General features: G+C 57.3%; 12 protein-coding genes. 4 read left to right on the top strand and 8 right to left on the bottom strand.

The features are described 5' to 3' along the window. The 3 genes from BRAGE_RS0128570 to BRAGE_RS0128560 form a co-directional block, all read right to left on the bottom strand. The coding region (locus BRAGE_RS0128570) for a PAS domain S-box protein (protein ID WP_028146385.1) at positions 1 to 1059 on the bottom strand (1059 nt) is incomplete at its 3' end. 119 nt (positions 1060 to 1178) lie between these two features. After that, a complete protein-coding gene (locus tag BRAGE_RS0128565; protein ID WP_027562322.1) occupies positions 1179 to 1625 on the bottom strand; it encodes a hypothetical protein in 447 nt (148 codons plus the stop codon). A 30-nt stretch (positions 1626 to 1655) separates the two neighbouring features. Continuing rightward, a complete protein-coding gene (locus tag BRAGE_RS0128560; protein WP_231164280.1) occupies positions 1656 to 2024 on the bottom strand; it encodes an antibiotic biosynthesis monooxygenase family protein in 369 nt (122 codons plus the stop codon). Positions 2025 to 2121: 97 nt separating this feature from the next. Between BRAGE_RS0128560 and BRAGE_RS0128555 the strand changes: the two genes are divergently transcribed. Beyond that, positions 2122 to 2595: a MarR family winged helix-turn-helix transcriptional regulator gene (locus tag BRAGE_RS0128555; RefSeq protein WP_027562320.1), complete on the top strand. Its 474-nt coding sequence runs from the start codon at positions 2122 to 2124 to the stop codon at positions 2593 to 2595. Positions 2596 to 2996: 401 nt separating this feature from the next. On the opposite strand, the gene BRAGE_RS49490 is transcribed toward BRAGE_RS0128555, so the two are convergent. Further along, on the bottom strand, positions 2997 to 3206 hold the full coding sequence (locus tag BRAGE_RS49490; protein ID WP_035730142.1) for a hypothetical protein: 210 nt from the start codon (positions 3204 to 3206) through the stop codon (positions 2997 to 2999). A 2044-nt stretch (positions 3207 to 5250) separates the two neighbouring features. Between BRAGE_RS49490 and BRAGE_RS0128535 the strand changes: the two genes are divergently transcribed. Further along, on the top strand, positions 5251 to 5643 hold the full coding sequence (locus BRAGE_RS0128535) for a hypothetical protein (RefSeq protein ID WP_231164281.1): 393 nt from the start codon (positions 5251 to 5253) through the stop codon (positions 5641 to 5643). Between the two features lie 85 nt (positions 5644 to 5728). Here the strand turns inward: BRAGE_RS0128535 and BRAGE_RS0128530 are convergent, their stop codons facing one another. From BRAGE_RS0128530 to BRAGE_RS0128510, 4 genes are all read right to left on the bottom strand, one after another. After that, the gene (locus BRAGE_RS0128530) at positions 5729 to 6325 is read right to left on the bottom strand and encodes an anthranilate synthase component II (protein WP_027562316.1); all 597 of its coding nucleotides are present in this window, start codon (positions 6323 to 6325) and stop codon (positions 5729 to 5731) included. Further along, a complete protein-coding gene (gene pabB / locus BRAGE_RS0128525) occupies positions 6322 to 7716 on the bottom strand; it encodes an aminodeoxychorismate synthase component I (RefSeq protein ID WP_027562315.1) in 1395 nt (464 codons plus the stop codon). Before pabB ends, BRAGE_RS0128530 begins: the two co-directional genes overlap by 4 nt. Positions 7717 to 7866: 150 nt before the next feature. Then, positions 7867 to 8184, bottom strand: coding sequence for a Dabb family protein (locus BRAGE_RS0128515; RefSeq protein WP_027562314.1), 318 nt, complete (start codon positions 8182 to 8184; stop codon positions 7867 to 7869). A 131-nt stretch (positions 8185 to 8315) separates the two neighbouring features. Further along, positions 8316 to 8951 carry a GntR family transcriptional regulator gene (locus BRAGE_RS0128510; protein WP_027562313.1) on the bottom strand — a complete coding sequence of 212 codons (636 nt, stop codon included), beginning with the start codon at positions 8949 to 8951 and terminating at the stop codon, positions 8316 to 8318. 114 nt (positions 8952 to 9065) lie between these two features. On the opposite strand from BRAGE_RS0128510, the gene bioB reads away from it, so the two are divergent. Both bioB and panD read left to right on the top strand, forming a co-directional pair. Then, positions 9066 to 10121 (top strand): biotin synthase BioB, encoded by a 1056-nt coding sequence (gene bioB, locus BRAGE_RS49485; protein ID WP_051378095.1) that lies wholly within the window; start codon positions 9066 to 9068, stop codon positions 10119 to 10121. Further along, positions 10112 to 10465 (top strand): aspartate 1-decarboxylase, encoded by a 354-nt coding sequence (gene panD, locus BRAGE_RS0128500; protein WP_027562312.1) that lies wholly within the window; start codon positions 10112 to 10114, stop codon positions 10463 to 10465. The genes bioB and panD overlap by 10 nt, the downstream gene beginning before the upstream one ends. The last annotated feature ends 14 nt before the right edge of the window (positions 10466 to 10479 follow it).

Genomic DNA, 10479 nt, shown 5'->3' with positions numbered 1-10479 from the left:
CTGCGCATGGATGTGCTTTACCGAGCCGTCCGGTAGCAGGAGCCGGTATTCGTGCTCGAAATCGCTCGGGTCTCGCATCGCGCGATCGATAATTTCTTTAACCGAAGCCCTATCATCTGGATGAGTGCGCTCAACGACGAGCTGCGGCCCCGGCTGCACTCTGTCAGGATCTAATTGGAAAATGCGAAATGTTTCCTTTGACCAGAAGGCCTCGCCCCTAGTGGGGTTCCAGCTGAAGCTGCCTGTGTGACTCAATTCCTGCGCCTGGGCTAAATGTGCTTCGCTCCGCTGCAGGGCAAGTTCGGTCCGCCTTCGCTCCGTGATATCTTCGCAAGCGATAAGGACAATGGGCTGCTCATCGCCCCAGAGCATGGCTTTGGCGTTTTCACGTACCCACAACACCGAGCCGTCCTTCCTGACTTTGCGGACGTCCCACGTGCGCGTTTGTCCGACATCCTCAAGGCACGTCCGAACGCATTCGCGAACGAAAACGCGATCCTCCTCGAGAAATACGTCCAGCACTGATCGAGCGATCAGTTCAGCAGGAGCATAGCCGAGTTGTGTCGCGCCGAGCGTATTGACGTTGAGGATAATGCCGGCTTCATCGACCATGAAGTACATGGCGGGATTGTGCTCGAAGATGGCGCGCCACCGCTTTTCGCGATCCTCCAAATCGGCCGCACTCCGCTGAAGCTTGGCCGCAACGACACGCGCAGCCTCTCTTTCCTGGCGGAGCTTTCCGATCAGGTGCGCTCCCACAATCGAGGCAATAAAGAATGCAACAACCACCGGCAGATCTTGGGGGTCATCGATACGCAGGCTGAACGCCGGCGGCGCAAAGTAGTAAGCGAGACCAGCGATGGTTACGATGCAAAGCGCCGACGACGCGATGAAGCTGCCCATCAGCGAAAACAGCAAGATCACTAACAAATACGCGAACGCCGTCGCGGCGAAATGCGCGTGAAGGTACAAGCAGGCCAGTGTTACCACGGTCAGGGTTATGCTGCCGAAGGTAAACTGAAGGGCCGAACGTTCTAAATTGCTGATCGGGCTACGCATTCTGATACCATCCGGCCTGTTCTCCGGCGGGAGAGCTATAACATTTTAGGGCGCGTACTGATAAGCCACGACAATACCGGGCCTCAGATCAGTTGTCCGCGCAGTTCTGGTTCCGGTGATCAAGCGGGTTTGTGGCGCAACCATCCCTTCATTTTGAGACCGTCCCGCATGTTGAGAGCAAGAAGTGTAATGTTTGTTGCGCCCGCGACGAGCTCGATCACCTGCACAGCATAGAACGTGGCATCGAATTCAGCCACCTGAGCTTTGGACGCAAGAAAGAGCGCAGACGGAATAAGAATCAGGATGCCGTTTCCTGCAATGAATGGCATGCGCTTGAGTTTGGTCCCGATCAGTCCGGCCCGGCGCGCCTTTGCCAAGATGACACCTGTACCCCCGGTCGCAGCGAGCGCCGGAATCAGCAACAAGAAACCCCACGGTATGGTGCTCTTAACCGCTGCAACTGTGGCATGGGACGCGAACAGCTCGCTGAGTACCGTCGACAGCCAAAATGTGCCGATCGTTCCGATAGCCAAGGCGCCAGCGACAGGATGGATCAACTTGATCATGAGTATCCTCCCTTCCTAAAAAGAGCAGGGCTAGGCGACGCAGATGCCGGGCACGGCAACTTTCTGGAATAGATGAGGGGAGGCTATCGCGGAGGCCGGATAGCTGGCGATTTTTGCTAGAAAGTCAGGATGGGTGAAGGCCGCGCGGAAGTGTGCGGTGGATTCCCAGACGGCGTAGTTCAGATAGGTCGAGCTGTCGCCGAGAGCTCTGTGCAGCTGAGTGGAAATGAAGCCCGGCTGTCGCTTCATGAACGCTGCGTCGTCCTGCCAGGTCTTGAGAAAAGCCGCCTCATCGGCTTTGTCGAGAGTGAATGGGTTCACCAGGACGACCGAATTTGCGTCGATAGCGATCTGGCGGTCGATCGGGAAGGAAGGGTCGAGTGGGCGTAGCAGCGACATGAGTGCCTCCATTGCTATTTGATATGTGATGTCTAATTGGTACTATGATCACATACCACGTTGACATTATGATGTCAATATAAAGCAATGGTGACAAATGAAAAGAGCCAAGCGAACCCCGGAGGGTGATGCCCTAACCGACCTTGTTCTCGATCTATTCAGGCTCGACAGCCTATTTCTGACGGCCGGCGACCGTCTGGTCGCCCCGCTCGGCCTAACAAGCGCACGCTGGCAGGTGCTTGGCGCCATTGTGTCCGCCGAACGTCCCCAACCGGTCGCTTGGCTCGCACGTGACCTCGGCGGCAATCGTCAAAACGTGCAGCGGATTATCAATGATCTGCACAGAGAGGGCCTCGTATCTTTTGAGGTCAACCCGCATCACCGACGGGCGCAGCTCGTCGTGCTCACTAAGAACGGACAGCGCGCCTTCGAAGCCGCAATGGAGTTGCAGGCTCCCTGGATCAACGATCTTTCAGAAGGGCTGTCGGTCAAGGATATACGGATTGTTCATCGCGTGATCACGGCCTTGCGAGATAAGCTTGAGGGCAGTCGTGAGGACAAGTCGGCCTGACATGGCAAAAGCATTGTGATTGGCCCGGCGCCCGTGCTTCAAGCTCCCAAACTGGGGCTTCGAATCATGCGCCATGAACTAACGGACTACGAATGGGCAGCAATCGAGTCTATGCTACCAAACAAGCCGCGTGGAGCCCCTCGGGTAAAACGACCGACGCGTCCTCAATAGTATCTGCTGGATGCTGCGATCTGGTGTATGGTGGATTTAATGAGTTTCAACCTTAGTACGCGGTTCGCGCGCCGATTGCCCTCAACCGCACGACCTCATCGCGCAGAACCGTCCTCGGGATATCGTGCGGACTTCGAGTGTACAAAGCATCCAACACTGATCTTGTTAAATCATGATTATCGAGAATTAGCGGGAGGTGTTCTGCGGCCGACCTAAGGTAGGCAGTTCGTCTAGGAATTGCCGTGTGCATCTTCCAGAATAGCCTTAAGCCGCGCGGCTCCCTTTACCAGCTCGCGATCCAGGCCCGCTTTGATGGCCACGGCATAATCGTTGCCGAACTCTACGGCGTGGCCCGAATCGTTGTGGTCCAGCGTTCCTGATCGGCTCTTATACCGAGGGCGTGCGTATCGTTCGCGCAGCAGCAACTCGTGCTTCATCATAGGGCGGGGCTTCGACTGTCGGCAGCAGATCGGCATCCAGCGCATCAGTTTAACTCCCCCACGAAAACGCCTGGAGATCGATCAGAGAGTCCTCACATATGCTGTGGAATGTCGGCGCGCGCGTATATGACGTGCCGTCGTATCGCTTTGCGTGCAAGATGACATGCAGTTTGTTAACGCCTTGATCGTCGTTATGTTCGCTTGCGTGCAACGCTGCTCCAGGTCCCCAGCCAGATGGACAACAAGCTTCAGCGCGCGCAACCTTGTTCCTCAGAGCGCGAATTGTCTTTGAGGATCGCAAGCGCCGCCGGAAGACCTTCGAGGATGCAAGTTCCCTGGTCGTGTTCATCCTTGCAATCAAGAGCGTCGTCATATGTCGGCCGATCGATGTCGATGTCGATGTCGATGTCGACGAAATGCCAGCGGTAGGTGTCCTTTCCTTCTGGCGTTGAATTTATAGTCGTACGCCCAGTTTGAGATGGCGGCCAACGAAGTGTGCCGATCGCCTCCTTGAGCTTGGGCCTGCGCTGCCGGACTTAAGTGCCGCTACGCCAGTTCCGCAATGATAGAATGACGTGGCTGTCCCCACGCTAGGGAAGATGTGCTGCCTACAGCAGCGGTGCAGATCGCAAGTATGGGTCTGAGTGGTTGCCCAATATTGATGAACTGCGTCAAGTCGTTTGCGGACAGAGGCAGGTGCCTGGGTTACGGCACGTCTACCGGGGGCATGGATGCCGTCGGACGTGGCACGAACCCATTTTGGTGCCGGTCACGTGCTGCCAACATGATCGTAAAAGCCGTGAGGAGGATTAGGAGAGCGCGCATGCAAAAAGGATTACTCGAAACGATATATCGCAATTATGAAATGACTCAAAGCGCGGGCCTGGGAGGAGGGGCGGCTCTTACGGGGCATCCCACGGCCTATTGGCCAGCAAACACCCCACAAATTTTGATACTCGTTCGTTCTCGCCGGCAGCCGCCGAACAGTGGGGCGATTGCGCTTAAAAAATGCGTTTTCCCTTGCAGACTGCGGGAATAGTGCAGCAAATTTGAGTAGGAATCCCGTGATTGGCTATTCACCACGAAGGCAACCGCCCCCTCGTGCTGCTTCCGGGCGCCATGAAGGACGGTTCATGCGCAATCATGACATTGTGTCCGGCATCCTATTGGCGCTGACCGCGGCTGGGCTTGCGCCGCTTTGCTCGAGCCTGCTCGCATTTGCTTTCATCCCGCGGCCCGACCTGTGGTCGCGCTAGGATCCCTGCGAGGTCTCACGCAAGATGGTACGCAGCTGGACAGGGGCGCTGGTATGTTTTCCGCGTATGGAGGCCTGGCGCTTGCAGATGATCTGCTCAGGAATCCGTAGGGATCCGCTTCCTCGATTCGCGTCGTTTTCGCATGTAGTGCCGGTCTTTCGGAACGGCCGACCTGATCTCCTGGCTGGCCTTCGTGCAGTTGCCCATTAACAACGCAATTCCCCTCCATCGAACGATATAGTTAGTCTTATGATTGCGCTCGCATCACGCGTTTGTTGCGTGGGTTGCGCAGCATTTTTGCGCCAGGTCAACTTCGACGCTACGACTACCGACCCTCGAACAATCAGGCACAGGACCGCTGGAAGCCTCACCTAGCAAATCCCCGACGCGCATTGCCTTTCGGTGAGGCGGCCCTCTCAAGAGCACAGGTATGAATGTGCTTCACGGGTAATCCCCTCTACCGGCCCTCATTATTTACCTCACCACCTGCAGCGCAGTGCGTTGCTCGCAAAAACCCTGATGCGATCAAGACCCGGCTTTGGGGACAACATTGCTGAAAACGATGCAGCGGGGGTTGCGGCTCGAGGCAGCTCTTGACCATCTTCTGCTCTCGCGGCAACCAGAACAACCAAAGCAGATCGAGATGATGAGAGCGGGGTGTGGCTGTGACGGATCAATCCCAAGCTTCGGAGTTGCTGCCGGTCCTGCAGAGACCGTTGAAAGGCTTTCGGTGGATCTTTGCTCTTCTAGCCGTATTGCTCGTTCTTTGCGCCGGAGGAGTCTATTTCTTGACGAATATCGAAACGTTTGCCGAGGCGCGCTCGGCACATGAAGTCGTGCCTCCCACGCTTGGCTTGTCACCTGATGATAGGGACGTGCTTTTAGGGATCCAATCGGGGCAGCAGAAGACGGCCGATGAAATTGCCGAGCTCAATCGCAACGTCGATGCGCAGCAAGCCGAGCTAAAGCGGATCTCGGATCAGATCGCAGCCCTGACCCAAAGAATCGAGCAGCTGCAGAATCCGGCACTTGTTGTGTCTCCTGCTCCTGCTGCTTCTTCGCCACCAGTGCGCACCACATCCAAGCCGGCCAAGAGGGACGTCCGGCCCTTAAAACCGCAAGGTCCGGTTTCTGTCGGAGGCGCGCCGCTGACTGCGGAGCCGAGCACGGAACAGCGCTGATTACCACAAAATGCCTACCATATGGCGGTGCTCGTAGAGACGCGGACACCAACGGTGCACCATCTTGATCGGCAGGCCGAGCCTCTCATTCGTCCGCGTGGTTTCGCAAATCCTCTGCGAGTCGCAAGAAGTTCATAAGCAGGACGTCCCCCTGTGAGGTAAGGATCGACTCGGGATGGAACTGGACGCCACAGGTGAGATGATAGCGGTGCGTGAGGGCCATGATCTCCCCTTCCTCTGAACGCGCTGTCACTATGAGGTTCCGCGCACATGACTGCTCAAACTCGACGATAAGAGAATGGTAGCGCCCAACGTCAAGCGGGGTTGGCAGCCCCTTGAATAAACCTCGGCCGTCATGCGCAACGTATGAGCGCCGACCGTGCATGGGCCGTTGTGCGCGCGCAACCCGTCCTCCGAAAGCGCTAGCAATACACTGATGTCCAAGGCAGATGCCGAGAATTGGTACGCGTCCTGAAAGTTCGCGGACCACTGCTCTCGATATTCCTGCCTCAGTTGGGGTGCAGGGACCGGGCGATATCACCACCGCGCGCGGCTTGAGACCAACGAGCTCGCCGATGCTGATAGCGTCGTTTCGGATCACTTCCGTTGCTTCACCGAGCTTGTGGAAATAGCGGGCAATGTTGAACACGAACGAATCGTAATTATCGATGATGATAATCAAAATGCGCCAGCTCGTTCAGAACCAAATGCATCAAAGATTCGCTCTGCCTTGGCGAGCGTTTCCTCGTATTCGGCCTCGGGCTCCGACAGGGCCGTTATACCGCTGCCCGCATGAAACACAGCCATGTCGCCGTCGATCGTGACAGTGCGGATCGCAATACTCGTGTCCATGTGCCCGTTGAAGCCGATGAAGCCGATCGCACCACAATAGACCTCCCGCGCTATGCGCTCGATTTCTGTAATAATTTCCATCGACCGCACCTTTGGCGCTCCCGTAATGGAGCCCCCCGGAAAGCAAGCACGGAGCAGGCTAACGGCGTCTTCCCCTCCGGCAAGTGCCCCCGTAACGATCGACACGAGATGGTGCACCGAGGCATAGGACTCGAGATCGCATAGAGCCGGAACCTCGACCGAATGCGCCGTGCAAACGCGGGACAGATCGTTTCGCAAAAGGTCCACAATCATCGTGTTCTCGGCATGATCCTTTTCAGAAGCGAGGAGAACAGCCGCACGGCGGTGGTCTTCATTGAAATCAGGCGAACGTGCGATCGTGCCCTTGATGGGTCGTGTCTCGACTTGTTGCTCGTTAAGCTTCAGGAAGCGTTCCGGCGAACTTGAGGCGATGGTCAACTTTCCCCATCGCAGCAGGGCCGCAAAAGGCGCCGGATTCAATGATCGTAGCTGGCAATAGAAGGCGAGCAGATCAAACGAGGTCGGCAGGCGGGTGCTGAAGCGCTGCGCAATATTCGTCTGGAACACGTCACCCGCCCGGATCAACTCGATCACGCGTTGTACCGCCGCAATGTAGCCCTCGCGGCTGAAGTTCGAGCTCCAAGCGCCTGCTTTGCTGGGATAACCATTCTGTGGCGCCGTTGGACCGTCAAGCAATGCTGCAAACTCATCGGCCCGACGACGCGCTCGGTCGCTCCGTCGCACGCGATCCTGCTCCGGCCATCCGGTCGAGACGATCCAGCATTTGTTATCCCGGTGGTCGAAGCTGATGACCACGTCATAGAAATGCAGGATGGATTGGGGCAAACCCAGACCGGCAATTGCCGGCGCAAACAATCGCTCCAATGTCCTGTTCATGTCGTAGGCAAGATAGCCTGCCGCTCCTCCCTGGAATGGCGGGAGATCGGGACGATACTCTTGCGGGTACTTCGCGAGTAGCGTGCGAAGGACCTTCCATGGATCGGCCTCGAGAGTCAGTCCGTTCCAACTGGCTTGGCCGTTCGCGACCCTATAGGTGCTGAACGGGTCGCACGTTACATATGAGTAGCGGCCAAGCAGCTCGTGCCTTGCTGCGCTATCGAGAAACGTGAGATGCGAGCGATACCCAAGACGTCGCATCGCTGTGAAAGGTTCAACCCACTGCAACTCGCGAACGTACATCGGATTATCGGCCGCCGGCCGCTGTCGTCGTGAAAGTGCCGTTCCATCTGTTGCCCCACCCGATGAGAGCGACGCCGGTCTCCGATGGCATGAAACTTGAGGCCATTGCCAAGTTAACCCGGCGGTGGACCTTTTGCTGCAGCACCTCGATCATCCTGCCGTGGAGGCGAAAGGAGTATCTGGTGATACATCGTAATCGGCCGCGAACCGCAGCTCGCGGAGCGGTCGGACACGTTTGATCGCCTCCTGGTAGAGATTGTGCGCTTTGTACGCGGCGAGCTCCGTCTCGCTGTCAAACTCACCATAGACCACGATGTCAATATCGTTGCCGAGCTGATCGGTCTTGCGGTTGCGGGCAACCTCAAGCCGGCGCGCATGTGGTATCGCGGTGAGACGCGAAAGACCTTCGATGATCTGGTCGATATGCGCCTTGTCCTTGGCGCTGAAGAAGACGATGTGACGAATCATGGCCGTCCGGAGATGTCGCTAGCGGGGCATAACTATCTGGGAATAGAACCCGTTGCAATGAGGCTAGTCACTTGCTGCATGCTCGTCGCTTGCGATCGTCCGCGAGCCGCAATGAAGCTTGCCAGAGTTGCTCAGGACGCCGGAAGGGTAAGGCGCTCAATGGTTTGAATGTGCCGCGTCAGCAGATTACAGGCTTGATCGATATTGCGCGTTCGCAATGCTTGCAGAATCAGCCGGTGATCTTGATTGGAGCGCGGTCGCCAGCCCACCGATCGCGCCATCGCGAATACCAATCGAGAATTGGCAAGCTGCAGTCCATCGAGGCTCGCGAGCAGACGCGGCATTCCGCACGGCGCGACCAAGGCTTGGTGAAAGGCGCGGTTGGCCATCTCAAACTCCTCGATCGTCTTTGCGCTGTCTCCTTCGATCACGGTGAGCTCGATCCGAGCCAAATGAGCTGTTGTGAGCCTTGGCCCCGAATGGCGCAATGCCACCACTTCCAGCGCAGCGCGCATTTCGGCGATCTCCTTCACTGAATGGGTATCGAGCGGGGCAACCCGAACACCACGGCGTGGCACAGCGACAACAAGATGTTGTGCCTGCAGCTGCCGAAAGGCCTCGCGCACCGGGACGTGGCTGGAATTGAATTCTCGTGCAACGTGATCCTGACGCAGTGGCGCGCCTGGCTCTAAGGCGCCGCTGATAATGCGCTCAGCGATAGAATCCGCGATGCGCGCGACCGTCGTCATGTTGTCAGCAGTGATCATAGATTATCTACCGCAATAGTCGGTGCATTTGCGAGGCAGCTCGATTAGCATCTCTTCGAGAGCGATGACTATAGATAATTCATGCGATTATCTACAATTGAGCGGGATTGGATTATGGATGCTGCTGCGCAAGTCCACCGGAAGGAAGCAAGCAAAGGGGCGCAGGTTCGTCATTATTGGAACGTCGAACGGGTGAAGGCGCTCTACGACCTGCCTTTTGCCGACCTGATGTTTCAGGCGCAGCGCGCTCATCGCAAGCACTTCGATCCAAACCACGTCGAAACCGCGAGCCTGCTCAGCATCAAGACCGGCGGCTGCCCGGAAGACTGCGGCTACTGCTCGCAAAGCGCACATTATGAGACCGGCCTGGAAGCCACCCGTCTGATGCATTGCGCCGATGTGGTTGCGAGCGCGCGGCGCGCGAAGGATGCGGGCGCGACGCGCTTCTGCATGGCCGCGGCCTGGCGCACGCCAAAAGATCGCGATCTCGATTCCGTCTGCGACATGGTCAAGGCGGTCAAGCGACTCGGCATGGAAACGTGCGTCACGCTCGGCATGCTGACAGCGAACCAAGCCGCGCGCCTCGCCGGGGCTGGCCTTGACTTCTACAATCACAACGTTGACTCATCACCCGAGTTTTACCGCAAGATCATCACGACCCGTAGCCTGCAGGACCGCATCGATACGCTGGCGAATGTGCGCGATGCCGGCATCAAGATCTGCTGCGGCGGGATTATCGGCATGGGCGAGCACATCGAGGACCGCCTAGGTATGCTCGTGCTGCTCGCCAATCTTCCCAACCATCCCGAAAGCGTGCCGATCAACCTGTGGAACAAGATCGTAGGCGTGCCGGTGGAAGACCACGCGGAGCCTCCCGATCCGATCGCGCTGGTCCGCCTGGTGGCGACCGCGCGGATCATGATGCCAAGGAGTGTGGTTCGCTTGTCCGCCGGGCGGCAATACATGAGCGATGAATTGCAGGCGCTTTGCTTCTTGGGCGGAGCAAATTCGATCTTCATCGGCGACGTGCTCTTGACCACCAAAAACCCGAAAGTTGATCGTGATGCGGATCTGCTGGCCCGGCTCGGCATCACGTCCGGGCTCGCCGGAGGGAAGCAGTGCGCGCAATATGTTGCCCCTACATCCCGCCTAGGTGAACAATGCAGATAACTTTGATGAAGGGAAAAATCCATCGCGCCTCAGTAACCGAAGCTGATTTGCACTACGAAGGCTCGATCTCGATAGATCGTACGCTCCTGGAGGCGGCGGGAATGCTGATCAACGAGCGCGTCGAAATTTACAATGTCGAAACAGGGGCGCGCTTTGCCACCTACGTGATCGAGGCGCCGCCGGGGTCTGGCACGATAAGCCTGAACGGTGCGGCCGCCCGACTCGCAATGCCCGGAGACAAGATCATTATCGTTGCATATGCCTCATTCGACGAGGTCGAAGCAAAGATATTCAAGCCACGCATTGTGCGTGTGGACCAAGACAATCGCATCCTGGCAATTTGAGCCTCAAGGGCCAT

It is taken from the genome of Bradyrhizobium genosp. SA-4 str. CB756, from assembly GCF_000473125.1.
GTDB lineage: Bacteria > Pseudomonadota > Alphaproteobacteria > Rhizobiales > Xanthobacteraceae > Bradyrhizobium > Bradyrhizobium arachidis.
The sequence above is the reverse complement of the archived record's forward strand: the minus strand, read 5'-3'. Positions and strand labels throughout refer to the sequence as shown.